Annotated in this window: 22 protein-coding genes, 1 tRNA gene and 1 pseudogene; 21 read left to right on the top strand and 3 right to left on the bottom strand. The window is 71.9% G+C overall.

The window, feature by feature from the left end; all coding sequences use genetic code 11:
• Position 1 precedes the first annotated feature (1 nt).
• The 5 genes from ABD944_RS30300 to ABD944_RS30280 all read left to right on the top strand — a co-directional run bounded on the left by ABD944_RS30300 (position 2) and on the right by ABD944_RS30280 (position 6,677).
• A complete protein-coding gene (locus ABD944_RS30300) occupies positions 2 to 1,099 on the top strand; it encodes an ABC transporter ATP-binding protein (protein ID WP_345182646.1) in 1,098 nt (365 codons plus the stop codon).
• Positions 1,092 to 2,549 (top strand): aldehyde dehydrogenase family protein, encoded by a 1,458-nt coding sequence (locus ABD944_RS30295; RefSeq protein WP_345182645.1) that lies wholly within the window; start codon positions 1,092 to 1,094, stop codon positions 2,547 to 2,549. Before ABD944_RS30300 ends, ABD944_RS30295 begins: the two co-directional genes overlap by 8 nt.
• A 16-nt stretch (positions 2,550 to 2,565) precedes the next feature.
• Positions 2,566 to 4,860, top strand: a complete 2,295-nt coding sequence (locus tag ABD944_RS30290) for a transketolase-like TK C-terminal-containing protein (protein WP_345182644.1) — start codon at positions 2,566 to 2,568, stop codon at positions 4,858 to 4,860.
• A gap of 146 nt (positions 4,861 to 5,006) precedes the next feature.
• A complete protein-coding gene (locus ABD944_RS30285) occupies positions 5,007 to 5,408 on the top strand; it encodes a VOC family protein (protein WP_345182643.1) in 402 nt (133 codons plus the stop codon).
• A 132-nt stretch (positions 5,409 to 5,540) separates the two neighbouring features.
• Complete coding sequence (locus tag ABD944_RS30280; protein WP_345182642.1) at positions 5,541 to 6,677, top strand: PP2C family protein-serine/threonine phosphatase; 1,137 nt, start codon at positions 5,541 to 5,543, stop codon at positions 6,675 to 6,677.
• Here ABD944_RS30280 and ABD944_RS30275 read toward each other — a convergent pair.
• A complete protein-coding gene (locus tag ABD944_RS30275) occupies positions 6,672 to 7,703 on the bottom strand; it encodes a hemolysin family protein (protein WP_345182641.1) in 1,032 nt (343 codons plus the stop codon). The genes ABD944_RS30280 and ABD944_RS30275 overlap by 6 nt on opposite strands.
• A pseudogene (locus ABD944_RS30270) lies at positions 7,700 to 9,029 on the bottom strand (hemolysin family protein). The gene ABD944_RS30275 and the pseudogene ABD944_RS30270 overlap by 4 nt, the downstream one beginning before the upstream one ends.
• A gap of 155 nt (positions 9,030 to 9,184) precedes the next feature.
• On the opposite strand from ABD944_RS30270, the gene ABD944_RS30265 reads away from it, so the two are divergent.
• From ABD944_RS30265 to ABD944_RS30250, 4 genes are all read left to right on the top strand, one after another.
• The gene (locus ABD944_RS30265) at positions 9,185 to 9,442 is read left to right on the top strand and encodes a hypothetical protein (protein ID WP_345182639.1); all 258 of its coding nucleotides are present in this window, start codon (positions 9,185 to 9,187) and stop codon (positions 9,440 to 9,442) included.
• 66 nt (positions 9,443 to 9,508) lie between these two features.
• Complete coding sequence (locus tag ABD944_RS30260; protein ID WP_345182638.1) at positions 9,509 to 10,003, top strand: hypothetical protein; 495 nt, start codon at positions 9,509 to 9,511, stop codon at positions 10,001 to 10,003.
• Positions 10,004 to 10,050: 47 nt separating this feature from the next.
• Positions 10,051 to 10,491: a DUF4259 domain-containing protein gene (locus ABD944_RS30255; protein WP_345182636.1), complete on the top strand. Its 441-nt coding sequence runs from the start codon at positions 10,051 to 10,053 to the stop codon at positions 10,489 to 10,491.
• Positions 10,492 to 10,544: 53 nt separating this feature from the next.
• Positions 10,545 to 11,132, top strand: a complete 588-nt coding sequence (locus tag ABD944_RS30250) for a hypothetical protein (protein ID WP_345182635.1) — start codon at positions 10,545 to 10,547, stop codon at positions 11,130 to 11,132.
• Positions 11,133 to 11,493: 361 nt separating this feature from the next.
• Here the strand turns inward: ABD944_RS30250 and ABD944_RS30245 are convergent.
• A tRNA-Arg gene (locus ABD944_RS30245) sits at positions 11,494 to 11,565 on the bottom strand.
• Between the two features lie 115 nt (positions 11,566 to 11,680).
• Here ABD944_RS30245 and ABD944_RS30240 point away from each other — a divergent pair.
• The 12 genes from ABD944_RS30240 (at position 11,681) to prmC (ending at position 24,868) form a co-directional block, all read left to right on the top strand.
• Complete coding sequence (locus ABD944_RS30240; RefSeq protein WP_345182684.1) at positions 11,681 to 12,043, top strand: response regulator transcription factor; 363 nt, start codon at positions 11,681 to 11,683, stop codon at positions 12,041 to 12,043.
• A 21-nt stretch (positions 12,044 to 12,064) separates the two neighbouring features.
• Positions 12,065 to 12,739, top strand: coding sequence for a DALR anticodon-binding domain-containing protein (locus ABD944_RS30235; protein ID WP_345182634.1), 675 nt, complete (start codon positions 12,065 to 12,067; stop codon positions 12,737 to 12,739).
• Positions 12,736 to 14,127, top strand: coding sequence for a diaminopimelate decarboxylase (gene lysA / locus ABD944_RS30230; protein WP_345182632.1), 1,392 nt, complete (start codon positions 12,736 to 12,738; stop codon positions 14,125 to 14,127). The genes ABD944_RS30235 and lysA overlap by 4 nt, the downstream gene beginning before the upstream one ends.
• A gap of 14 nt (positions 14,128 to 14,141) precedes the next feature.
• Positions 14,142 to 15,428 carry a homoserine dehydrogenase gene (locus tag ABD944_RS30225; RefSeq protein WP_345182683.1) on the top strand — a complete coding sequence of 429 codons (1,287 nt, stop codon included), beginning with the start codon at positions 14,142 to 14,144 and terminating at the stop codon, positions 15,426 to 15,428.
• 58 nt (positions 15,429 to 15,486) lie between these two features.
• Entirely contained in the window at positions 15,487 to 16,554 is a 1,068-nt protein-coding gene (gene thrC / locus ABD944_RS30220; RefSeq protein WP_345182631.1) for a threonine synthase, read from the top strand.
• A 22-nt stretch (positions 16,555 to 16,576) separates the two neighbouring features.
• On the top strand, positions 16,577 to 17,497 hold the full coding sequence (thrB, locus tag ABD944_RS30215; RefSeq protein ID WP_345182630.1) for a homoserine kinase: 921 nt from the start codon (positions 16,577 to 16,579) through the stop codon (positions 17,495 to 17,497).
• Between the two features lie 452 nt (positions 17,498 to 17,949).
• Positions 17,950 to 20,037 carry a transcription termination factor Rho gene (gene rho / locus ABD944_RS30210; RefSeq protein WP_345182629.1) on the top strand — a complete coding sequence of 696 codons (2,088 nt, stop codon included), beginning with the start codon at positions 17,950 to 17,952 and terminating at the stop codon, positions 20,035 to 20,037.
• Positions 20,038 to 20,248: 211 nt separating this feature from the next.
• The gene (locus ABD944_RS30205) at positions 20,249 to 21,634 is read left to right on the top strand and encodes a sensor histidine kinase (RefSeq protein ID WP_345182628.1); all 1,386 of its coding nucleotides are present in this window, start codon (positions 20,249 to 20,251) and stop codon (positions 21,632 to 21,634) included.
• A gap of 40 nt (positions 21,635 to 21,674) precedes the next feature.
• A complete protein-coding gene (locus ABD944_RS30200) occupies positions 21,675 to 22,322 on the top strand; it encodes a response regulator transcription factor (protein ID WP_345182627.1) in 648 nt (215 codons plus the stop codon).
• Positions 22,323 to 22,506: 184 nt separating this feature from the next.
• Positions 22,507 to 22,725, top strand: a complete 219-nt coding sequence (gene rpmE / locus ABD944_RS30195) for a 50S ribosomal protein L31 (RefSeq protein WP_121434040.1) — start codon at positions 22,507 to 22,509, stop codon at positions 22,723 to 22,725.
• Positions 22,726 to 22,836: 111 nt separating this feature from the next.
• Positions 22,837 to 23,901, top strand: coding sequence for a peptide chain release factor 1 (gene prfA / locus ABD944_RS30190; protein WP_345182626.1), 1,065 nt, complete (start codon positions 22,837 to 22,839; stop codon positions 23,899 to 23,901).
• Between the two features lie 106 nt (positions 23,902 to 24,007).
• Positions 24,008 to 24,868 (top strand): peptide chain release factor N(5)-glutamine methyltransferase, encoded by an 861-nt coding sequence (prmC, locus tag ABD944_RS30185; RefSeq protein ID WP_345182625.1) that lies wholly within the window; start codon positions 24,008 to 24,010, stop codon positions 24,866 to 24,868.
• Positions 24,869 to 24,922: the final 54 nt, after the last annotated feature.

Genomic DNA, 24,922 nt, shown 5'->3' with positions numbered 1-24,922 from the left:
CGTGTCCAGTATCGAACTCCGGCAGGTCACCAAGCGGTTCGGTGACACGCTGATCGTCGACTCGGTCGACCTGACCATCGAGGACGGCAGCTTCACCGTGCTGCTCGGCCCGAGCGGGTGCGGCAAGACCACCACCCTCAACATGATCTCCGGGCTGGAGGAGGTGTCCTCCGGGGAGATCCTGTTCGACGGCGCGGAGGTCCAGGACGTCCCGCCGCACAAGCGCGACGTCGCGATGGTGTTCCAGTCGTACGCGCTCTACCCGAACCGCAGCGTGCGGGAGAACATCTCGTTCGCCCTCAAGCTGCGCAGGCTTCCCGCCGCCGACATCGCGGCACGGGTCGCCGAGGTCGCCGACATGCTCAGCATCGGCGCGCTCCTGGACCGCAAGCCGCGCCAGCTGTCGGGAGGCCAGCAGCAGCGGGTGGCGCTGGCGCGGGCGATCGTCCGCCGCCCCAACGTCTTCCTGCTGGACGAGCCGCTCAGCAACCTCGACGCCAAGCTCCGCGCCGACATGCGCATCAGCCTGCGCGAACTCCAACGCGAGCTCGGCGGCACCTTCGTCTACGTCACGCACGACCAGGGGGAGGCCATGAGCATGGCCGACCAGGTCGTCGTCATGGACGGCGGAGTGGTGCAGCAGGAGGCCCCGCCCCTCGACCTCTACCGGCGGCCCGCGAACCGGTTCGTCGCCGGCTTCGTCGGGACGCCCGGCATGAACTTCGTGCCGGGCGCGGTGGACGCCGGCGGGTCGTTCGCGCACGGCGACTGGACGGTGCCGATCGGCTGGACGGGCGAGGCCAGGGACGGCCTGACGCTCGGCGTCCGCCCGGAGGACGTCACCCTGGAGCCGGACGGCCCCGGCGCGGCGGGCCGCGTCCGCCTGATCGAGCGGCTCGGTGTCGAGGCGATCGTCGTGGCCTCGTTCCCGTCCGGCGACGTCATCGCCCGCGCCGACCCGGACGTCGACCTCGACGCCGGCGCCCCGGTGTCGATGCGCGTCCGTCCTGGGAAGGTCCATCTGTTCGACTCCGAGAGCGGCGACGCGGTCGCGTGGACGCCCGCCCCGGCCGTCGCCAAGGAGGTCCGGAATGCCTGACGACGTCGTCCTGCGGATCGGCGGCCGCGCCCGCGCCGCCCACGGGGGAGCGGTCTACGACGCGGTGAGCCCGGCGACCGGGGAGCGGTTCGCCGCCGTCGCCCGGGCCGCGGAGTCCGACGTGGACGCGGCGGTGGCCGCCGCGGCGGAGGCGTTCGAGACGCACCGCCAGGAGAGCGCGTTCACCCGGGCGGACTGGTGCCACCGCGTCGCGGCCCTGGTGGAGGAGCGCGCCGCGGCCATGGCCCGGCTCCTGTCGCTCGAACACGGCAAGCCGGTGGACCAGGCCGAGGCCGAGATCCGGCTGGCCGCCGACGGCTTCCGGCTCGCCGCCGAGGAGGCCAGGCGGCTCGGCGGCGAGACCATCCCGGCGCGCGACGGCGCCAAGCTCGTGCTCACGACCCGCAAGCCGCGCGGCGTGTTCGCCGTGATGACCCCCTTCAACTTCCCGGTGAACATCCCCGTGGAGTACCTCGGCCCCCTGCTGGCCAACGGCAACGCGGTCGTCTGGCGTCCGGCCCCCTCCACGGCGGCGGTGGCGGGCGCGCTGTACGACTGCGTCGAGGACGCCGGCGTCCCGCCCGGCCTGGTCAACCTCGTCACCGGCCCCGACCTCGGCCCGGCGCAGCGCCTGGTGTCGCATCCCGCCGTCAACGGCGTGGGGTTCACCGGCAGCTCGAAGGCGGGCGCCGAGATCGCCCGGCTCGCCGCGGGCAAGGCCCAGGTGATGGAACTGGGCGGCAACGGGCCGATCGTGGTGCTGCCCGACGCCGATCTGGACCGGGCGGCCCCGGCGATCGCCTCCGCCGCGTTCGCCAACTCCGGCCAGTCCTGCGCGGCCGCCGGACGCGTCATCGCCGCGAGGTCGATCGCGGCGGAACTGGAAGAACGCCTCGTCGAGGAGGCCCGGCGCGAGGTGGTCGGATCGCCCTTCGAGGCGGGCACCACCATGGGGCCGGTCCACACCCGCGCCGTGGCCGACACGATGGCCCGGCACGTCGCCGACGGTCTGGCCCGCGGCGGCCGCGCGGCGTTCGGCGGCGGCCCCCTGCCGGACCGCCCCACCGACCTGTTCTGGCGTCCCACCGTCCTGGTCGGGCTGGACGCGGAGGCCGCGGCCATGGGCGAGGAGACGTTCGGCCCGCTGGCGCCGGTGCTGCGGGTCGCCGACGACACCGAGGCGATCCTCGCATCCGCGAACCGCGGCCGGTACGGGCTCAGCTCGGCGGTCTTCGGACGCGATCTGGACCGTACCCTGGCGGTGGCCGGCCGGCTCCGCGCGGGGCAGGTCACCGTCAACGACACCAGCAACTACTGGGAGCTGCATCTGCCGTTCGGCGGTGCGCCGGGCACCGACAGCGGTCACGGCCGGCTGGGCGGCCGCTACATCGCGGAGGCCGTCACGGAGATCCAGTCGATCTCCGTCGACCTGACCCCGCCCTGGCGCTGAGGCAAAGGAGCCGAAGATGAACGAACCGGTGGCGGCGGCCACGCACTCCGGGGTGCTGGAGGAGGTCGAGCGGCGGGTGCTGTGGCTGTCCACGGCCATCGTGCACCACGCCAACCGCGTCCGGCCCAACCCGTCCGGGCTGAAGGTGGGAGGCCACCAGGCGTCCTCGGCGTCGATCGCCTCGATCATGACGGCGCTGTGGTTCCGCCACCTCGGGCCGCAGGACCGCGTCTCGGTCAAGCCGCACGCGTCCCCCGTCCTGCACGCGATCAACTACCTGCTCGGCGAGCTCGACGAGCGGTACCTGACGACCCTGCGCGAGTTCGGCGGCTTGCAGAGCTACCCGAGCCGGACCAAGGACCCCGACCCGGTCGACTACTCCACCGGATCGGTGGGCATCGGCGCCACCGCGCCGATCTGGGGCGCGGTGGCCCGCCGGTACGTGGAAGGGTCGCCCGCGGGACGCCAGTACTCCCTCGTCGGCGACGCCGAACTGGACGAGGGCGCCGTCTGGGAGGCGATCCTCGACCCGGGCGTGGCGGACCTGGGCGAGATCGTGTGGATCGTCGACCTCAACCGCCAGTCCCTCGACCGCGTCGTGCCGTACCTGGCCGCGCACCGGCTGAAGGGCATGTTCGCCGCCGCCGGCTGGCAGGTGCTGACGCTGAAGTACGGCCGGCTGCTGACCGAGCTGTTCGAGCGCCCCGGCGGCGCGGACCTGCGCGCCCGCATCGACGCGATGCCCAACCCCGAGTACCAGCGCCTGCTGCGCTGCGACGCCGCCGAACTGCGCGACCGCCTCCCCGGCGGCAGCGAGCCCGTCGCCCGCCTGATCGCGGAACTCGACGACGCCACCCTCCTCGCGGCCCTCCGCAACCTCGGCGGCCACGACCTCGGCACCCTGGCCGAGGCGTTCGACGCCATCGACGACACCCGGCCCACCGTGATCTTCGCCTACACGGTCAAGGGCCACGGCCTGCCCAGCGAGGGCCACCCGCAGAACCACTCGTCCCTCCTCACCGCCGACCAGATCGCCGAGCTCGCGCCCCGCCTGGGCGCCGACCCGGACGCCCCCTGGGCCCGTTTCGAGGACGGATCGGCGGCCGCCCGCCTGTGCGCCGACACCGCCGCGCGGCTGCGCCGGCCCCCCGCCGTGCCGCAGGCCCCGCCCGCCGTGCCGGACGACATCGGCCGCACCCCCAAGGGCACCGCCACCACCCAGGCCGCCCTCGGCCGCCTCCTGCTCGACCTCACCCGCGAGGCGCCCGACGCCGCCGCCCGCGTCGTCACCGTGAGCCCGGACGTCAGCTCCAGCACCAACCTCGGCGGCTGGGTGAACAAGGTCGGCGTCTGGTCGACCGCCGAACGCCGCGACTGGTTCGCCGACGACGGCGAGACGATCCTGCACTGGCGGGAGGGCCCGGCGGGCCAGCACATCGAGCTCGGCATCGCCGAGACCAACCTGGTCGGCCTCCTCGGCGAACTCGGCGCCACCTGGAGCCGCTGGAACCGGCCCCTGCTGCCGATCGGCGTCCTGTACGACCCGTTCGTCGGTCGCGCGCTCGAACCCTGGTCGTTCGGCATCTACGCCGGCGGCCAGTCGATCCTGATCGGCACTCCCTCCGGGGTCACGCTGGCCCCCGAGGGCGGCGCTCACCAGTCCATCGTCACCCCGTCCATCGGTGTCGAGCAGCCGGGCTGCGTCGCCTACGAGCCGGCGTTCGTCCTCGACACCGAGTGGACGCTGCTGGCGAGCATGGCCCGCCTGGGCCGCCCCGACGGAGGCTCCGCCTACCTGCGCCTGTCGACCCGCCCGGTCGACCAGACCCTCGCGGACGTCCCGGCCGACCCGGCCGCCCGCGAGCGCCGCCGCCGCCAGGTGATCGCCGGCGCCTACCCGCTGCGCCGCTCCGCCCGTCCCGACGTCACCCTCGCGGCGATGGGCGCCCTCGTCCCCGAGGCCCTGGCCGCCGCCGACCGCCTGGAGCAGGCCGGCGTCGGCACCGACGTGGTCTGCGTGACCAGCCCCGGCCTGCTCTTCCGGGCCCTCCGCTCCCGCCAGGGCCAGGACGACGGCCCGAACTGGATCTTGGAGCAGGCGTTCCCCGCCTCACGCGCCACCCCGCTCGTCACCGTCCTAGACGGCCACCCCCACACCCTGGCCTTCCTGTCGGGGGTGAACAACGTCCCCTGCACCACCTTGGGCGTCACCGCCTTCGGACAGTCCGGCTCCATAGAGGACGTCCACCGCCACCACGGCATCGACACGGACTCGATAATCCGCGCGGCCCTGGACCTCCACACCCCCTGAAAGCACCCGAGAGGATCGATCAGGAATCGAGAAGTGCTCACCCCCGGTCCCTACGTAGCGTGATTCATGCAAGCGGGCGGCGGGGCGGCTCACCGCCGCCCGCGGCACCCACCACGCACACGAGGGGACATGACATGAAGGCGCACGTGAGTTCGATTCTGCTGGCCGTCCGCGACATGGACCGGGCCAAGCGGTTCTACACCGAGGGCCTCGGCTGGAAGATCCAGAACGACTACGGCATCTCGGTGTTCTTCGAGTCGGACGGAGCCTCGCCCGTCGGCTTCTACGGCCGCGAGGGCCTCGCCGACCAGGTCGGGACGAGCCCGGAGGGCAGCGGCTTCAGCGGGCTGGTGCTCACCTACGTCGTCCGCAGCGAGGCCCGCGTCGACGAGGTCATGGCCGAGGCCGAGAAGGCCGGGGCCACGATCCTCAAGCCCGCCGGCGCCCTGCCGTGGGGCGGGTACGGCGGCACCTTCGCCGACCCCGAGGGCTACATCTGGAGCCTCGGCTACAGCGCCCAGGGAGCCGACCAGCCTTACGCGGAGTAGCCGCCGGCGCGGGTCCGGGGCCGACGCGGCGCCACGTCGGCCCCGGCCCGCCGCGTCGGGCGACCGTGATCCCGTCGGCCACCCTCCGTGTTCTAATGATCACGGAAGGGGCGGCTCTCGACGGGGCGGGAGATGGGCATCTCGGAGGATCCGGACGGTGCGAACGCCGTCACGCGCGAGGGCGGCCTCACCTGGCGGGTCGTGGCGGGATGGCTCGTGGGGATCACCGCGGCCCTCGCGGTGACCGGCGTCGCGCTCGGCCGGGAGACCGGCCTGGCCCCGTTCCTGGTCTTCCTGCCCACCTTGATCGCCGGCCGCGGGACGGTCCGGCAGACCGCGGTCGCCTCCGTCTGGACGGTCCTGGTCATCATCGGCTCGCTGATCCGCCGCCCGCTGCCGAGCGCGGCGGCCACCGCCAGCGTGATCATCTTCGCTCTCGCGCTCGACGGCCTGAGCGTCGTCCAGGCGGTCCGCCGCGTCCGCCAGGAAAAGGAGATCAGCCGGCTCCGCTCCGCGGCCGCCGCCCTGCAGCGCCATATCCTGCGCCCGTTCCCCCTCGCCACCGCCGAACTCGTCGTCCACGGCCTGTACGAGCCGGTCGAGGAGGACAGCATGGTCGGCGGCGACGTCTACGAGGCCATGCCGACCCCCTACGGCAGCCGCGTCCTCATCGCCGACGTCCAGGGCAAGGGCCTCCCCGCCATCAGCGCGGCCTTCGCGGTGCTCAACTCGTTCCGCGAGGCGGCCCTGGCAGAGCCGACGCTGACCGCCGTCGTGGATGCCCTGGAGAACTCGGTTCTGCGGCACAACTCCTTCGTCGCCCAGACAGGCGAGGAACAACGATTCGTCACAGCCCTCATCCTGGACATCGGCTCGGAAACGACCGCCCAAGCCATCAACTGCGGCCACATCCCGCCCTACCTGCTGTCCGAGCAAGGGACGGGCCAGATTCACCTAGGAGAGGCCTCCCTGCCGCTGGGCCTAGCCTCCCTCAACCCAGAACCACGAACCGTCACACCGTTCAACTTCCCAACCGATTCCACGCTCCTCCTATGCACTGACGGCATCACTGAGACCCGCGACCCGTCCGGCGCCTTCTACCCCTTGGAAGAGCGCCTGTCCCGCTGGGAGCACCTGCCCCCCGCCGAAATCGCTCCTACCGTCCACCACGACCTGGAGCAGTACGCCCACAGCAAGCTGGCAGACGACGTAGCCCTCCTGGTACTCCACAGAAAACCCACCTTGCCGGACACCCCATCGATCTCATGACGACGGAGAACCCCCGGGGCCGGTCAACGGCGGACGCGAGAAGAGGCGGCGGAGCACGTCGGTGATGGTGACGACACCCAGGATCTCGCCGCCGCGTGTCACCAGGGCGAGCTGATTACCGCTCTCGCGCATGCGAGAAAGCGCGGCGTAGACGGGCGTACCCGCGGGGAACAGCAGCGCAGGACGGGTCAGACGGCGGATGCCCGCGCTTTCCGGCTCGGTCAGGGTGTCGCGGACGTGGACGACCTTCCAGGCGGTGCCGGGCCCGCCGACCAGGATGCGCAGATGCCCGGAGGCGAGTGCGGCGGCCTGGACATCGGCGACGGTGGCGTCCGGCGGGACGGCCGCCAGCCCGGGCTTCACCAGGTCGTCCACCCGCAGCTCGCGCAGGTCGAGGGCGCCGGTGAGCCGCGCGGAGTAACCCGCGTCGAGCGCCCCGACGTTCGCCGAATGCTCGACCAGGTGGCGCAGGGCCTCGGGGTCCTGGCGGGAGACGACCTGGTCGGTCGCCTCGACGCCGACCCTGCGCAGGCACCAGTTCGCCGCCGAGTTCAGCGTGGACAGCAGCGGCCGGGTCAGCTTCATGAAGCCGCGCATCGGCAGCGCCAGCATCGTGGCCGACCGCTCGGGGTGGGCGATCGCCCAGGACTTGGGCGCCATCTCGCCCACCACCAGGTGCAGGAACGTCACCACGACCAGCGCGAGCACGAACCCGGCCGCGTCGGCGAGCCAGAGGGCGAGCCCCCAGTGTTCGAACAGCGGGGTGAGCCAGTGGTGCACGGCCGGCTTGGTGATCGCGCCGAGCGCGAGCGTGCAGACGGTGATGCCGAGCTGCGCCCCGGCGAGCAGGACGGACAGTTCGGAGGCGCTGCGCAGCGCGGCCCGGGCGGCCGGACTGGTCAGGGCGGCGTCCTCCAGCCGGTGCCGCCTGGCCGCGATGAGCGCGAACTCGACGGCGACGAAGAAGGCGCTCAGGGCGATGACGGCGACGGTCGCGGCGAGCACCGCCCACGGGTTCGCCGTCATTCCGCGCTCACCCGCAACCGGACGGACGAGGGCACGTGGTGCTCCACCTCCAGGACCTCGGCCCCCAGGACCCGGACCGGCGGCTCGTCGTCACGGACCAGATCGGCGGCCTCCGGAGGCAGCGGGACCTCGACCGTCGTCCCCACCTCGGGCAGCGCCCCGTGGACGGCGATGACCAGCCCCGCCAGCGTCTCGTAGTCGCCCTCGGGCAGCCTCAGGTCGAGCGTGCGCTCGACCTCGTCGATGTGGAGGTCGCCGGGAACGATCCAGGTGTCGGACCCGGCGACCGCGGCGGGCCCGGCCTCCGCCACGTCGTGCTCGTCGGTGATCTCGCCCACCAGTTCCTCGGCGAGATCCTCCAGCGTCAGGACCCCCGCGAACCCGCCGAACTCGTCGACCACGCAGGCGAGCTCGTCACCCGCACCGGCCAGCGCGTCCAGCGCCTTCGGCAGCGTCATGAGGGTCGCGAGCACGGTCGCGGGCCGCATGACCGACGCCGCCGTCCCCTCCGTCCCGGCGGCCAGGACGTCGTTGAGGTGCACCACACCGGCGACGCGCCCGCCGTCCAGCACAATGCCCGGCGCTCATCGCGCGGCGGACCTCGCCGAGCGGCTGCCGCACCGCCACCGTGTCGACGCGGGAGCGCGGGATCATGGCGTGCTCGACGTCCCGCCGCGGGAAGTCGAGGATGCGGTCGAGCAGGATGGACAGCTCCGGCGGCAGGTCGCCGCTGCGCCGCGACTCGGCGACGATGCGCGCCAGGTCCCGCTCGGTGGCCGCGTGCTCGACGTCGTGCACCGGCGCGATGCGCAGCAGCCGCAGCAGCAGGTTCGACGACTGGTCGAACACCCGGATCAGCCACCCGAACACCTTCAGGTAGACCAGCGTGGACCGTGCCAGCGCCCGCGCCACCGGTTCCGGCCGCGCGATGGCCAGGTTCTTCGGAACGAGCTCCCCGAACAGCATCTGCACCAGCGTGGACAGCCCCAGTGCCAGCACCGTGCCCACCGCGATCCCCGTCGCGTCCGGCACGCCGACGCCGCCGAGCACGTCCCCCAACGCCCGCCCGACCAGCGGCTCGGCGACGTACCCGACCAGCAGACCGGTGACCGTGATACCGAGCTGCGCCCCCGACAGCATGAACGACGTCCGCCGCGTCACCCCGAGCGCCCGCCGGGCGGCACCGTCCCCGCCCCCCGCGAGAGCCGCCAACCTGGACCGATCCACGGCCATGTAGGCGAACTCCTGCGCGACGAAGTACCCCGTCACCCCGGTGATCCCCAGGATCACCAGCACCCCGAGCACCAACGAAAGCAGGATCACCATCGCGCCCCGGCCCCCGAACCCCTGGTCATCTGCCTCCCCTGCCGGAAACGCGGCGAGCGAACACAGAGTTCCCCCAGGTCAGCCCAACACACCTCACCCACGCCGCCCCGCACACCCCCCAAAGCACCTAGGGGGCGGTGTGCCACCGTAGAAGCATGGAACCGGCCAAGCTGTCTCCCGAGGAAGTCACTCTCCTGCTCCGTGACCTCTGCGTCGAACTCGGTTTCTGCCTACCCCCGGACGATCACGATTCACTGCGCGACTCGCCGCCAAATGACGTAGACGAGTTCACGGCCGCGGTTTTCCGGGCTGAAGGCATGGAAGCCTCACAACATCCACATCTCTACGGCCAAGTGCGACAGAAGGTAGCCAAAGCCTTCGAGAAGCCGACCAACCAGGCGACGCAATCGTGATCGCCTGCCCGTAACGCGGCAGCGGCGCACGGGCGCCTGAGATAGCAGGGCAGTAAGGGATGCGCAATGGAATATCAGCTCACGTTCTTCGCCAGGGCAACCGGACAGACAACCGGCGCAGAGGCGATGGAGCATGTTCTCAACGCCGTTCTAGAGAGCGGACCCCCTTTGGTCGGGGAATACCTCGGCCCGCCTGAGCCTCGCCCGGGTGAGTGGTCAGGCCCCGAGGCCGACGCCGTACGAAGCTTCAGGCTGGCCACAGCGACCGAAGACATGAGACCGGCGGCTGACTATCTCCTGTTGGAAATCCATGTAGGAATGCAATTCATCGCCGAAGATGTGATCGCAGCAGACCCTGATGACGACCACGGCGTATGGGGCAGCGATCTAATGGCGCGAGTCACGGTGAGCGGCGAACGTCCCGACTGGCCACTGGTGGAACGTATAGGGGCAACTCTGAAAAACCTGTGGTCAGCGGTCCCCTGGAACAAGACCTCGGGCTTCAAAGTTGCAGCCGCGCCCCGAGGACCGCTCCCGCACGACCAGTACACAACTCCATGACAGCCCAACCCGAAACCTGGCGCTCATCAACAAACACCCTCTATAAGTTGTCGGTCGGAGACCTGGATCACTGTGAGGTCGCTTTGGGCACTTGGGGCTATGGGCCTTTCGATAACGATTACGCCCAAGACCTCCTAGAGGATCTGGCGAAGGCGGACGACATCGTTGATCGCCTCCGCGAGGTCATGTCGCGGGTAGCCGACGCGCCTGGGCCAGTGGATTCGATCTCAGGAGATGACGCGCTGGTGGCTGCGGCGTTGACCGCTGTCCGATCCGGGGGCATGGTCGTGGATCCAGATACCGAAGAAGACCTGATAGACCTCATGTTCCTCTGCCCGGAGGATCTTCGGTCACTGGCCGCGCGGACGTTCGACAGGTTGCTCAACCCGGTCGAGAACAAGTGGTACGACCTGTGGACCCTGTCCAACGGAATCGCCCAGGTCACGGCGGAGTTCGAGCCATACAGACAGGCACTATCGGACCCATGACGAAGGTTCGCGGTATGTTCCGGATCTTGGTCAGTTGGCGCGAGGATCGTTGAGTGGCTGATCACATGGACGCGTCGTTGACCGAGGTTGCGATGCTGCGGCGGGCTGTTCGTGACGAGCAGCTCCGCAGCGAACGCTTCTGGGCTCATGGGCTGGACGTTGAAGGGCTGCTTCGAGGAGTCACCGCTTCGTTGAACACCCTGCCGCTGGTCGTGGTGGAGCATGCCGAGTTCGATCACTATGGCTCCGGGTACGCCTCCTACGCTGATGTGTCTGTCACTAAGCGTGATGGTTCCACCCGGCGAAATGAGGGCGGCGGCCAGGTCAGCGTCGAGTGCCTGAACGTTCTCCTATGTCGTCTGACTCCGGTGGCCTGTGTGCTGCGTCCGGCCAATCGATGGCGAGGCCCTGGTGACAATGGTTCCTCAGTGCTGCCCGAATCCGATCGGGCCGTCACCGCTCCCGATCGGTCGTGGGCCAGCGAATATCGCCAGATCAGGGACGTTCTAGACCGACACGGTATAGCCCTGATCGGCGCAGATCTCCTTATCCGACCGCTGCCTATGGGGCTTGCCGTCGAGACGAACCTTGCAGACTCAGCGCAGACGATCTTTGATGCCTGGTTCCACTGGCGCGACTAGCGCACGCCTCATACGCCCGAGCTTCCCGCCTGCGTAATGGTGGCTCGTCGCCGAACGGGTGTAGAGGTCCCGGCGATTGGGTGGGGCGGTGGCGCGCCCCTGGGGTGAGCGATCGGGGCGGGGCCGGCAGGTGTGGCGGTCCGGCGCGGCTGCCCGGTGACCGGCGCCCACGCCGCACGCTCCGGGCGGCCTGGCGCGGGGCCGCGCAGCGGCCTGAGGGCCGCCGCCCCTTGACGCGTTCCGCGTATGTTCCGGGAAGCGCGACAATCAGCGGCTTCGCTGGTGCTTGGGTGCGTATGCGACAAACCCCGGCGACAGGCTTAGTGCCTGGTCTGCCGGGGTTTGTGGTGGTCGTCTGAGGTGCCCCCTGCAGGATTCGAACCTGCGCACACGGCTCCGGAGGCCGTTGCTCTATCCCCTGAGCTAAGGGGGCGCGACGCGGTATGAGGTTACCAGGGTTGGCGGGGTGACGCGCACCGGGAGGTTCGCCGTGCGTTCAGGGGGTCCGGTGGGCTAACTTCAAGGCCGTGACCGAGCCACTGGGACGCGTGCTGGTCGTCGATGATGACGAGGTGATCCGCCAGCTCATCGCCGTGAACCTGCAACTGGAGGGGTTCGAGGTGTCGACCGCGGTGGACGGCCAGGACTGCCTGGAGAAGGTGGCGGAGGTCGGGCCGGACGTGATCACGCTGGACGTGATGATGCCCCGGCTGGACGGGTGGGTCACCGCGGTGCGGCTGCGGGAGGACCCCGGGACCGCGCACATCAGGGTCGTGATGATCACGGCGCGGGCGCAGGAGCATGACGTGCGGCGGGGGCACGAGATCGGCGTCGACGCGTACGTGACGAAGCCGTTCGACCCCAACCAGCTGATCCAGACGGTGCGGAAACTCGCCGCGGTGTCCAGATAGTGGTCGGCTAGTCTCACCAGGGTGACTCCAGGGGATGCTCTCGCGCGGGCGGTGCGGGACGCCGTGGACGCGGGGGAGATCGATGTCGCGGTTCCCGAGGAGGTCGTGGTCTTCGGGCGGGGCGGCGGGGTCTTCGAGAGTCCGGTGGCGCTGAGGCTCGGTGTCGATCCGCAGGTGATCGCGCGTCGGGTCGGCGGGAGCGTCTCCGGGCCCGGGTTCGTGAGGATCGTGGTGGGGCCCGAGCTGGTGGAGGTCATCCGGCGTGATCCTCGTTACGGGGTCGCGCGGGTGCCGTCGGGCGGGTGGAGCGAATGGCCCCGGACGTTCGAGAATCCGGGGTTCTCGGTGCGTTACGCCTATGCGCGGGCCTGTTGGGTCGGGCGTTGGGCGCGGGAACTCGGGGTCGGGGCCGGGCCGTTCGAGGGTGGTGCGGAGGAGCTCGTGGGGGCGCTCGGGGACGTTCCCGGACGGGCCGCGCAGGCGGAGCGGGAAGGCGACGCCAGGCCCCTGATGTTGTGCTTGGAGAGCGTTGCCGGGGCGTACCACGAGGTGCACGAGCGTTGTCCCGCGCTGCCCGTGGGCGATGAGGAGCCCGGGGCGGTGCACGCGGGACGGGTCGGCCTGGCGGAGGCCGTGAAGGTCGTCCTCGGCAACGGGCTGAACATGATCGGTGAAACACCTAGAGAGCGGATATGAGTCGAGTACACCCTGCCGGGCCGCGGCATGCCGACGTCCTGCCGGAGGATCATCCGGCCGGGCCGGCGGAGGACCTGAACGCGCTCGAGCCCTCCGTGTGGCCGCGGAACTCCAAGCGGGAGGAGGGCGCCCTCACCGTCGGGGGAGTGGACGTCAGGGACCTGGCGAAGGAGTACGGGACGCCCCTCTACGTCTACGACGAGGAGGACGTCCGGAGCCGCGCCAGGGAGTACGCGGCGGCGTTCCACGACGGGGACGTCCACTATGCGGGCAAGGCGTTCCTGTGCACGGCCGTCGCGCGGTGGCTGAACGAGGAGGGGCTCGGCCTCGACGTGTGCAGCGGCGGTGAGCTCGCCGTGGCGCTGGCGGCGGGCTTTCCCACCGAGCGCATCACGCTGCACGGGAGCAACAAGGCGTCCTGGGAGCTGGAGAAGGCCCTGGAGGTCGGGGTCGGACGGATCGTGCTCGATTCGTTCGAGGAGATCGCCCGGGTGGGGTACCTCGCCAAGGAGATGGGCGTCCGGGCCAAGGTGATGGTGCGCGTGACCACGGGCGTCGAGGCGCACACGCACGAGTTCATCGCCACCGCCCATGACGACCAGAAGTTCGGGTTCTCCCGGAGTTCCGGGGCGGCCCTGGAGGCGGTCAGGCGGGTCCTGGCGCTGGAGCAGCTCGAACTGGTGGGGCTGCACAGCCACATCGGGTCGCAGATCTTCGAGGTGGACGGGTTCGAGGTGGCCGCGCACCGGCTGGCCGAGCTGCTGGTGGCCATCCGGGACGAGCACGGCGTCGAGCTTCCCGAGCTGGACCTCGGCGGCGGCTACGGCATCGCGTACGTGCCGGGCGAGGAGCCGCACGACCCGAAGTCGATCGCGGACGGGCTGCGCGCCATCGTCGCGCGCGAGTGCCGGGCGTACGGGCTGGCGATGCCGCGGCTGACCGTGGAGCCGGGCCGGGCGATCATCGGTCCCGGCGGCGTCACGCTGTACGAGGTCGGGACGGTCAAGGACGTCGAGGGGCTGCGCACGTACGTCTCGGTGGACGGCGGCATGTCCGACAACCTGCGCACGGCCCTGTACGGCGCCGAGTACACCGGGGTGCTGGCGAGCAGGACGTCCGAGGCCGCCCCCATGCTCAGTAGGCTTGTCGGCAAGCACTGCGAGAGCGGCGACATTGTGGTGCGGGACCTGTGGTTCCCCGAAGATCTTGCGCCGGGGGATCTGGTGGCGGTGGCGGCGACCGGTGCGTACTGTCGGTCGATGGCCAGCAACTACAACCATGTCCCGAAGCCCGCCGTGGTGGCGGTGAGGGACGGCAGGTCGCGCGTGATCGTCCGGCGGGAGAGCGCGGACGACCTGCTGCGGCTCGATGCGGAGGTCGAAGCGTGAAACGCGGACTGCGCGTGGCGCTGCTCGGTTGCGGCGTGGTCGGCACGGAGGTCGTCCGGCTGCTGAACGAGCAGGCGGACGATCTGGCCGCGCGGGTGGGGGTTCCGCTGGAGCTGGCCGGGATCGCCGTGCGCAGGCCTGACCGGGTGCGCGCGGGCGTCGACCCGGCGCTGCTGACCACGGACGCGCAGACGCTGGTGACCAGGGACGACGTCGACCTCGTCATCGAGGTGATCGGCGGCATCGAGCCGGCCAGGACGCTGATGCTGGAGGCGATGAAGGCCGGCAAGTCGGTCGTCACCGCGAACAAGGCGCTGCTGGCCGAGGACGGGGCGACGCTGTTCGCGGCGGCGCGGGAGTACGGCGCCGACCTGTACTACGAGGCGTCCGTGGCGGGCGCGATCCCGCTGCTGCGGCCGCTGAGGGAGTCCCTGGTCGGCGACCACGTGCACCGGGTGCTCGGCATCGTGAACGGCACCACGAACTACATCCTCGACCAGATGGACACGCACGGCGCCGGCTTCAACGAGGCGCTGGACGAGGCGCAGGCGCTCGGGTACGCGGAGGCCGACCCGACGGCCGACGTGGAGGGCTTCGACGCGGCGGCCAAGGCGGCGATCCTGGCGCAACTGGCCTTCCACACGCCGGTGACGGCGGCGGACGTCCACCGCGAGGGCATCACCGAGGTGAGCGCCGCCGACGTGGCGGGCGCCCAGGGGATGGACTGCGTCGTCAAGCTCCTGGCCATCTGCGAGCGGATCCCTTCGGAGGACGGCCGGAACGGCCGCGGCGTGTCGGTCCGCGTGTATCCGGCGATGATCCCGAGGTCGCATCCGCTGGCGAGCGTCCGCGAGGCGTACAACGCGGTGTTCGTCGAGGCGGAGTCGGCGGGCTCGCTGATGTTCTACGGCGCGGGCGCGGGCGGCGCTCCGACGGCGTCGGCGATCCTCGGCGACCTCGTCGCGGTGGCCCGCAACGTGGTCGGCGGCACGCCCGGCCCGGTCGAGGTCACGTACGCGAAGCTGCCGGTGCTGCCGATGGGCGAGACCGTCACCCGCTACTACATCGAGGTGGACGTGACGGACGAGGCCGGCGTGCTCGCGACGGTCGCCGAGGAGTTCGCCAGGCACGGGGTGTCGATCCAGGCCGTGCGGCAGGTGGGCTCGGGCGAGGAGGCGCAGCTCGTCGTCGTGACGCACCGGGCGCCGGACGCCGCGCTGTCGGCCACGGTGGCGGGCCTGCGGGAGCTGGAGATCGTCCGCGGCGTGACGAGCGTCATGCGCGTCGAAGGCGACGAGTGAGGCGGGGCCGGTCCCGGTAGACTTCGGGCGAACATCGCAGGTCAGCCGAGGAGACCGAGTGAACGCGAACGCCCGCGCGTGGCGCGGCATTATCGAGGAGTACCGCGACCGGCTTCCGGTGACGGACGCGACGCCCGTCGTCACCCTGCTGGAGGGCGGTACCCCCCTCGTGCCGGCCCCCCGGCTCTCCCAGATGACCCGTTGCGAGGTGTTCCTCAAGGTCGAGGGCGCCAACCCGACCGGGTCGTTCAAGGACCGCGGCATGACGATGGCGATCAGCAAGGCCGCCGAGGACGGCGCCAAGGCCGTCATCTGCGCCTCGACCGGCAACACCTCCGCGTCCGCCGCCGCGTACGCGGTGCGGGCGGGGATGACCTGCGCGGTCCTGGTGCCCAACGGCAAGATCGCGATGGGCAAGCTGGCGCAGGCGCTGGTGCACGGCGCCCGGCTGCTCCAGGTGGACGGCAACTTCGACGACTGCCTCGAACTGGCGCGCAAGCTGTCGGTCGACTACCCGGTGGCGCTGGTCAACTCGGTGAACAAGTACCGGCTGCAGGGCCAGAAGACGGCCGCGTTCGAGATCGTGGACACGCTCGGCGACGCGCCCGACGTCCACTGCCTGCCGGTCGGCAACGCCGGAAACATCTCCGCGTACTGGATGGGCTACCAGGAGTACGCCAAGGACGGCCTCGCCTCGCGCGCCCCGCGCATGCTGGGCTTCCAGGCGAGCGGCGCGGCGCCGTTCGTGAAGGGCGAGCCCGTCCTGAAGCCGCAGACGATCGCCACGGCGATCCGCATCGGCAACCCCGCCTCGTGGGACCTCGCGGTCGCCGCGCGCGACGAGTCCGGCGGCGCGATCGACTCGGTCACCGACCGGCAGATCCTCGCCGCCTACCGGCTCCTCGCGCGGGAGGAGGGGGTGTTCGTCGAGCCCGCCTCCGCGGCGAGCGTCGCCGGCCTGCTCCAGGCGAGCGAGCAGGGCGGGGTCGCGGCCGGGTCCAGGGTCGTCTGCACCGTCACGGGCAACGGCCTCAAGGACCCCGACTGGGCCATCTCCGGGGCGCCCGCGCCGACGACCATCAAGGTCGACGCGCACTCGGCCGCGTCCGAGCTCGGCCTCACCTGAGGTGGGCTGGCAGGAAGGCCCGGTGCTGGTGCGGACCCCCGCCACCAGCGCCAACCTGGGCCCGGGATTCGACTCGCTCGGCCTCGCGCTGGAGCTGTACGACGACGTCGAGGTCGAGGCGACCGGCGGCGGCCTGTCCATCGAGGTGGACGGCGAGGGCGCCGAGGTCGCCGACCGCGGCGACCGGCACCTGATCGTGCGGGTGTTGCGGCGGACCTTCGACGTCCTGGACGACCTGGCCGGAAGCGGTCCCGCGCGCCCGGACGGGCTGCGGCTGCGCTGCCGCAACCGCATCCCGCACAGTCGCGGCCTCGGCTCCTCGTCCGCCGCGATCGTCGCCGGGATCGTCGCGGCCCGGGCGCTGCACCCCGCCGGGAAGCTCCTCGACGACGCCGGGGCGCTGCGCCTCGCGACGGAGATCGAGGGCCATCCCGACAACGTGGCCCCCTGCCTCGCCGGAGGCCTGACGGTCGCCTGGACGACGCCCGGCGGCCCCCGGTCGGTGCGGCTGGAGTCGCAGGTCACGCGGGTCGTCGCGTTCGTCCCCGAGCAGCGGCTCGCGACGGAGCGGGCCCGCGGCCTGCTGCCCGAGACCGTCCCGCACGGGGACGCCGCCGCCAACGCGGGGCGCGCGGCGCTGCTCGTCGCGGCACTCACCGGCGGCCTGGACGCCGGCATCCTGCTCGACGCGACCGAGGACCGGCTCCACCAGGACTACCGCGCCCCGGCCATGCCCGAATCGGCGGCGCTCGTCGCGCGGTTGCGGGACGCGGGCGTTCCGGCCGTGATTTCCGGTGCGGGGCCCACTGTCCTGGCCTTCACAACCGCATCACGAGTTGATTCGATCGGCGCCGGAGTGGGTAAAGGGTGGCACGAACACCCGTTGGACGTCGCGACCCGCGGCGCACGCGTGATGACCCCGGAATCGGAGTTCCGGAGCTGACGGCGGTGCCGTGGGCGGGGGACGCGCGTCGCTCCGGCCGGTGCCGGTCCGGCAGGATCCGGCTAGGTAAAATGCGAAGACATCGACCTCTGGGGAATAGCAGTGTGCCCTGGTGATGTTAGGCTGATTGCCGCACCAGATGCCCCGTTCGGGGCAGCGTGCTCGTCAGCCGCGCGTCACCATTTCGGCCCTCCGGTCGTGCCGGTCCCGCGTACCAGGCTCCCCGACACCGTGACTTCCCGTTGTCAGGCATTCCAGCGAAACTTCGGACGTGGCGGTACCGGGGACACGCACGAGCGGAACGTCCCGTCCACCATCTGGCTGTGCCCAGAACACGCAGATCCCGGTTCCATCGTGATCAGCGGAGCCCGATCCGGCGCCCCCGCCGGGCCGCACCACCGGGTCGACTGGCCGAACGCCGGCCAACGCCCGCGCCCTGGGAAGGACCCTTAGTGAGCGAATCCAGCGAACTCCTTACGGACGCAACGAGCACGGAAACCGCCGCCGCTCCGGCCGGCGCGGAGACCGCCGCCCCCCGGCGCCGCCGCGGCACCGGCCTGTCGGCCATGGTGCTCCCCGAGCTCAAGGCGCTCGCGTCCAGCCTCGGCATCACCGGCACGACCGGGATGCGCAAGAGCCAGCTCATCGCCGCCATTCAGGAGAAGCAGGGCGGCCAGGGGCAGGGCTCGGCCGGGGGCGAGCAGGGAGCCGCTGCCCCGGTGACGGCCGAGCGCCCGCGCCGCGGCCGCACCGCCGCCAAGCGCGAGGTGCCCGACGAGCAGGTGACCATCGCCGACGCCGCGCCCGTGGCCGCGCCCGCGTCCGACAACGCGGCGGCGCCCGAGGCGCAGTCCGGCACGGCCGAGAAGGCCGTCCAGGGCGACAAGCAGGAGAAGGCCGAGCGGCAGGGCGGTCGGCAGCGGGGCGAGAAGCAGGACCGGGGAGCTTCCGAGGGACGCGGCGACCGCCAGGGCCGGGAGCAGGGGCGCGAGCAGAACTCCGAGGACGGCGAGTCCCAGGGCGGCCGGGACGGCAACCGCGACGGCCGTGAGGGCCGCGAAGGCGGCGGCCGCCAGCGGCAGCGCGGTGGCCGGGAGCGCGGCGAGGGCCGCGACCGCGGCGACCGCGGCGACCGTGGTGAGCGCGGTGAGCGCGGCGACCGAAGCGAGCGCGGTGAGCGCGGTGAGCGTGGCGAGCGCGGTGACCGGGGTGACCGGGGTGAGCGCGGCGACCGCGGCGACCAGGGCGGCGGGCGTCAGCGCGGCCAGGGCGGCGGCGGTCAGGGCGGCGGCGGCCAGCACGACGACGACGACGGCAGCGGCCGGGGCCGTCGCGGGCGCCGGTTCCGGGAGCGCAACCGCGGCCGCGGCCGCGAGCGCTACGAGGAGCCGGTGCTCACCGAGGACGACGTCCTCATTCCCGTCGCGGGCATCCTCGACATCCTCGACAACTACGCCTTCGTCCGGACGACCGGCTACCTGCCCGGCCCGAACGACGTGTACGTCTCGCTGGCGCAGGTCCGCAAGAACGGGCTGCGCAAGGGCGACGTCATCACCGGCGCCGTCCGGCAGGCGCGCGAGGGCGAGCGGCGCGAGAAGTTCAACGCGCTGGTCCGCCTCGACACCGTCAACGGGGTGGAGCCCGACCAGGCCAAGGGCCGCGTCGACTTCAGCAAGCTGACCCCGCTGTACCCGCAGGAGCGGCTGCGCCTGGAGTCCGACGCGGGCATCCTGACGACCCGGATCATCGACCTGGTGTCGCCGATCGGCAAGGGCCAGCGCGGCCTGATCGTCTCGCCGCCGAAGGCCGGCAAGACGATGGTGCTCCAGGCGATCGCCAACGCGATCACCAAGAACAACCCGGAGTGCCACCTGATGGTCGTCCTGGTGGACGAGCGTCCGGAAGAGGTCACCGACATGCAGCGGACGGTGAAGGGCGAGGTCATCCACTCGACCTTCGACCGTCCCGCCGAGGACCACACCACGGTCGCGGAGCTGGCCATCGAACGCGCCAAGCGGCTCGTCGAGCTCGGCCACGACGTCGTGGTGCTGCTCGACTCGATCACCCGCCTGGGCCGGGCCTACAACCTGGCGGCGCCGGCGTCCGGCCGGATCCTGTCCGGCGGTGTCGACTCGACCGCGCTGTACCCGCCGAAGCGGTTCTTCGGCGCGGCGCGCAACATCGAGAACGGCGGCTCGCTGACGATCCTCGCCACCGCGCTGGTGGAGACCGGGTCCCGCATGGACGAGGTCATCTTCGAGGAGTTCAAGGGCACCGGCAACATGGAGCTGAAGCTCAACCGGTCGCTCGCGGACAAGCGGATCTTCCCGGCGGTGGACGTCGACCAGTCCTCCACCCGCAAGGAGGAGATCCTCATGGCTCCGGAGGAGCTGCGGGTCGTCTGGCAGCTGCGCCGGGTGCTGCACGCGCTCGACACGCAGCAGGCGCTGGAGCTCCTCATCGAGAAGATGAAGGAGACCAAGTCCAACGCCGAGTTCCTGCTCCAGGTGCAGAAGACGACCGTCTCCGACGACCGCTGAGTCTTCCGGCGATCGCTGAGCAGTGCCGCGCACGCCCCCGTCCGGTCCTCCGGGCGGGGGCGTCGCCGTCCGAGCCCCGCGCGAAGGGGTGGGGTTAGCCCCACCTCCGATCGGGCGGCGGACGTCATGGCGGCCCCGCGTCCCGCCCGGCACGCTTGGACACACGAGACGGAGAGGGCCGACGCAGGTCCGAGCGGCACGGAGGGACGATGTGGGCGAGTTGAGCAAGGACCCCGGCGCCGCGGGCGGCGGCGCCGTCCAGTGGGCCGCGGCGCGGTGGGCGACGGCGACGAGGGCCGGCGGGGAGTCGGCGTCCGTCATGAACCGGTCCTGGCATCCGCTCGCGATGGTGAGGTCCTCACTGACGTGGCGCTCGGCGCTGTACCTGGGCGTCAGCCTGGCCTGGGGGCTGGCCTGGTTCGTCGTCCTCGCCGTCGGGCTGACCCTGTCGGTGGCGCTGCTGATCATCTGGGTGGGCGTCCCGCTGCTGGCGCTGCTGATGGTCGCGTGGCGGTTCGGCGCGGTGGTGGAGCGGCGCTTCGTCCTGGCGGCGTTCGGCGTCCGGATCCCGGCTCCGTACCGGCGCATGCCGGCGGGCCGCAACCCGCTGACCAAGCTCAAGGGGATGGCGGGGGACCCGGGCACCTGGAAGGACCTCGTCTACTTCGCCGCGCTGTTCCCGATCACGCTGGTCGAGTTCGGCGTGTCGGCGATCGCGTGGGCCGGGACGGGCACGCTGCTGTTCCTCCCGGTGATCGTGGCGGTGTCCGGCGGGGCCGAGGTCAACTTCGGGGTCTCGTACTGGGCGGGCAACCCCGTGGAGGCGCTGCCGGTCTCGCTCCTGGGGCTGGTGCTCCTCGTCCCGGCGATGTACGTGACGCGCGTGATCGCGATGGGGCACGCGGCGTTCGCCGCGCTGATGCTGGGCCCGAGCCCGTCGCAGCGGGAGAACGCGGCGCTGCGCGAGCGGACCGAGCACCTGCGGGCCAGCCGCGCCCGTGGGGTGGACGCGGCCGAGTTCGAGCGGCGCCGCATCGAGCGCGATCTGCACGACGGGGCCCAGCAGCGGCTGCTGGCCGTGGCGATGGACATCGGCCGCGCCCGCGCCAAGCTCGACGAGGACCCCGAGGGCGCGCGGGCGCTGATCGAGCAGGCGCACGCGGGCACCCGGGAGGCGATCTCCGAGCTGCGCGACCTCGCCCGCGGGATCTACCCGGCGATCCTCACCGACCGCGGCCTGGACCCGGCGCTGTCCGGGCTGGCCGGGCGCGCCCCGGTCCCCGTCGAGGTGGAGGTCGACCTGCCCGAGCGCCCGCCGGCCGCGGTCGAGAGCATCGCCTACTTCATCGTCGCCGAGTCGCTGGCCAACATCGCCAAGTACGCCCGCGCGACCCGCGCGTCCGTCCGGGTGGCGCGCGAGGACCGCTGGGTGGTCGTCGAGGTGGTCGACAACGGGGTGGGCGGCGCGGTCGCGCGGCCGGACGGCGGCCTGGCCGGGCTGGCCGACCGGGCGGCGACGATCGACGGCATGCTGATCGTGGACAGCCCGCCCGGCGGCCCCACGATCGTCCGCGCGGATCTGCCCTGCACGTGGTGATCGCGGCGCGGGGCGGCGCGCCGGGCACGATAATGGCCGGATGCGGGTAGTGATCGCCGAGGACTCGGTGCTGTTGCGGGAAGGGCTCGTCCGGCTGCTCGCCGACGCCGGGATCGAGACGGTGGCGACGGTGGGCGACGGCCCCGGCCTCCTCGGGATCGTGGAGGAGCACGCCCCCGACCTCGCCATCGTGGACGTCCGGATGCCGCCGTCGTTCACCGACGAGGGGCTGCGCGCGGCCCTCGGCGTCCGGGAGCGCCGCCCGGGCACGCCGATCCTCGTGCTGTCGCAGTACGTGGAGGAGCGCTACGCCACGGACCTGATCGGCGGCGGCGCCCAGGGGGTCGGCTACCTGCTGAAGGAGCGGGTGTCGGACGTCGAGGAGTTCATCGACGCGGTGCGCCGCATCGCCGCGGGCGGGACGGTCATCGACCCCGAGGTGATCGGCCAGCTGCTCGGCCGGCGCCGCACCGGCGACCCGCTGGAGGCGCTGACCCCGCGCGAGCGCGAGGTGCTCGGGCTGATGGCGCAGGGGCGCTCGAACGGCGCCATCGCCGCGGACCTCGTCGTCACCGAGGGCGCCGTGGAGAAGCACATCTCCAACATCTTCATGAAGCTGGGCCTGCAGCCCGCCCAGGGCGGCCACCGGCGCGTCATGGCCGTCCTTGCCTACCTGGGGCTGCACTAGGCGGGGGCGGCGGGCCCCGCGCCTCCCGCCCCGGATCGGGAATGCCCGGTGACCTCGCGACGTTCGGGTATCTGGCACACTTGGTGTGCAACCGCTGCGGTACCGGTTCACGCCTCCCACATCTCCCATGGCTTCGCCATGCGGATCGGGGGCGCCCGGCGACCGCCTGAGGCGAGGAGAACCGATGAAGCCCGACATCCACCCGAACTACGTCGTCACGACCGTGACGTGTACGTGCGGCAACACCTTCGAGACCCGCAGCACCGCCGAGAACGGCGTGATCCACGCGGACGTGTGCTCGAACTGCCACCCGTTCTACACGGGCAAGCAGAAGATCCTCGACACCGGTGGCCGGGTCGCGCGCTTCGAGCAGCGCTTCGGCAAGAAGAAGGCCGACAAGTAGGGCGAGCCGCACGGCGGACATCAGGGGCGGCCCGGGGACCCACGGTCCCCGGGCCGTCCGAAACCGGTGCGGGGGCGGCCGTCCCCGCACCGCAACGGGCCAGGACACAGCGTGAATCTCGACGATCTGATCAGCGAATACGCGGGCATCGAGGAACGGCTCGCCGACCCGTCCGTCCATGCCGACCAGAGCCTGGCGCGCAAGCTCGGCAAGCGTTACGCGGAGCTGCGCCCGATCGTCGAGACGCACCGCGAGCTGTCCGCGACCGAGGACGACCTCGCCACGGCCCGCGAGCTGGGCGGCGAGGACGCCGCGTTCGCCGCCGAGGCCGACGACCTCGCGAAGCGCCGCACGGAGCTGGAGGAGCGGCTGCGGCGGCTGCTCGTCCCCCGCGACCCGAGCGACGGCAAGGACGTCATCCTGGAGGTCAAGGCGGGCGAGGGCGGCGAGGAGTCGGCGCTGTTCGCCGGCGACCTGCTGCGCATGTACCTCCGCTACGCCGAGCGCGTCGGCTGGAAGACCGAGATCCTCGACTCCCACCCCTCCGACCTCGGCGGGTACAAGGACGTCACGGTCGCGGTGAAGGCCAAGGGCGCCCAGGAGGAGGGGGTCTGGACGCGGCTGAAGTTCGAGGGCGGCGTCCACCGGGTGCAGCGGGTGCCCGCGACCGAGTCGCAGGGACGCATCCACACCAGCGCCGTCGGCGTCCTGGTGACGCCCGAGGCCGAGGACGTCGACGTCCAGGTCGACCCGAACGACCTACGCATCGACGTGTACCGCTCGTCCGGGCCGGGCGGGCAGAGCGTCAACACGACCGACTCCGCGGTCCGCATCACGCACCTGCCGACCGGCGTCGTCGTCTCCTGCCAGAACGAGAAGAGCCAGCTGCAGAACAAGGAGCAGGCGCTGCGCATCCTGCGCTCCCGGCTGCTGGCGATGGCGCAGGAGGAGGCCGACGCGGCCGCCTCCGCCGAGCGCAAGAGCCAGGTCCGCACCGTGGACCGGTCCGAGCGGGTGCGCACGTACAACTACCCGGAGAACCGGATCTCCGACCACCGGGTCGGCTACAAGGCCTACAACCTCGACCAGGTGCTGGACGGCGACCTCCACAACGTCACTCAGGCGCTGGTCGACGCCGAGATGGAACGCCGCCTGGCCGAAGCCCAGAAGTCATGAGCGCAGCGAACCGGGGGGCGTGGGGGGTCGTCCCCCCTCGGAAGGCACGCATGAGCGCAGCGAACCGGGGGGCGTGGGGGGTCGTCCCCCCTCGGAAGGCAGGATCATGAACCTGCTGCTCGACGAGATCGCCAGGGCGACCGCGCGGCTCGCCGACGCGGGCGCCGCCTCGCCCCGCGCCGACGCCGAGGAGCTCGCGGCGGCCGTGCACCGGGTGCGGCGCTCGGAGCTGCACGGCGTCCCCGACAGCGCGTTCGACGCCCGGTTCTGGGAGTTCGTCGCGCGGCGCGAGGCGGGGGAGCCGCTGCAGCACATCACCGGCCGCGCGTTCTTCCGGTACCTGGAGCTGAAGGTCGGGCCCGGCGTGTTCGTGCCGCGCCCGGAGACCGAGGTGATGGTCGGCTGGGCGCTGGAGACGCTGCGCGACATGGACGTGCGCGACCCCCTCGTCGTCGACCTCGGCACCGGCTCCGCCGCGATCGCGCTGTCCATCGCGCTGGAGGCGCCCCGCGCCCGCGTGCACGCCGTCGAGAAGGACCCGACCGCCTTCGTCCACGCGACCCGCAACGTGGAGGAGTTGGACGAGCGGGGCCGCGTCCGCCTGCACCTGGACGACTTCGGGACCGCCCTCACCGAGCTGGACGGCACCGTCGACCTCGTCGTCAGCAACCCCCCGTACATTCCGATGAGCGAGTGGGAGTACGTCCCGCGCGACGTCCGCGACCACGATCCCGCCGACGCGCTGTGGGGCGGCGGCGACGACGGCCTGGACGCGATCCGCGTGGTGGAGCGCACCGCCCGGCGCCTCCTGCGCCCCGGCGGCTACGCGGCGGTCGAGCACAGCGATCTGCAGGGCAACGGCGTGTACTGGGTCTTCGCGGAGGAGCACGGCTGGCGCGACGTGCGCAACCGGCGCGACCTGGCGAACCGGGACCGCTTCGTCACCGCGCGCCTGGCCGCCGACTAGCCCCGCTATCCTGGTCGGTGCCATACCCGCGAGCGCTGTGCAGATGGGAAGACG

This window comes from Actinomadura verrucosospora, from assembly GCF_039540335.1.
GTDB classification, from domain to species: domain Bacteria; phylum Actinomycetota; class Actinomycetes; order Streptosporangiales; family Streptosporangiaceae; genus Spirillospora; species Spirillospora verrucosospora.
This window is presented reverse-complemented; position numbering and strand designations above follow the sequence as displayed.

Excerpts from the sequence above, each read along its gene's own strand:
- ABD944_RS30295 (WP_345182645.1), top strand. The coding sequence starts at position 1,092 with ATGCCTGACGACGTCGTCCTGCGGATCGGCGGCCGCGCCCGCGCCGCC.
- ABD944_RS30290 (WP_345182644.1), top strand. The coding sequence starts at position 2,566 with ATGAACGAACCGGTGGCGGCGGCCACGCACTCCGGGGTGCTGGAGGAG.
- ABD944_RS30280 (WP_345182642.1), top strand. The coding sequence starts at position 5,541 with ATGGGCATCTCGGAGGATCCGGACGGTGCGAACGCCGTCACGCGCGAG.
- ABD944_RS30275 (WP_345182641.1), bottom strand. The coding sequence starts at position 7,703 with ATGACGGCGAACCCGTGGGCGGTGCTCGCCGCGACCGTCGCCGTCATC.
- ABD944_RS30265 (WP_345182639.1), top strand. The coding sequence starts at position 9,185 with ATGGAACCGGCCAAGCTGTCTCCCGAGGAAGTCACTCTCCTGCTCCGT.
- ABD944_RS30260 (WP_345182638.1), top strand. The coding sequence starts at position 9,509 with ATGGAATATCAGCTCACGTTCTTCGCCAGGGCAACCGGACAGACAACC.
- lysA (WP_345182632.1), top strand. The coding sequence starts at position 12,736 with ATGAGTCGAGTACACCCTGCCGGGCCGCGGCATGCCGACGTCCTGCCG.
- ABD944_RS30200 (WP_345182627.1), top strand. The coding sequence starts at position 21,675 with ATGCGGGTAGTGATCGCCGAGGACTCGGTGCTGTTGCGGGAAGGGCTC.
- rpmE (WP_121434040.1), top strand. The coding sequence starts at position 22,507 with ATGAAGCCCGACATCCACCCGAACTACGTCGTCACGACCGTGACGTGT.
- prmC (WP_345182625.1), top strand. The coding sequence starts at position 24,008 with ATGAACCTGCTGCTCGACGAGATCGCCAGGGCGACCGCGCGGCTCGCC.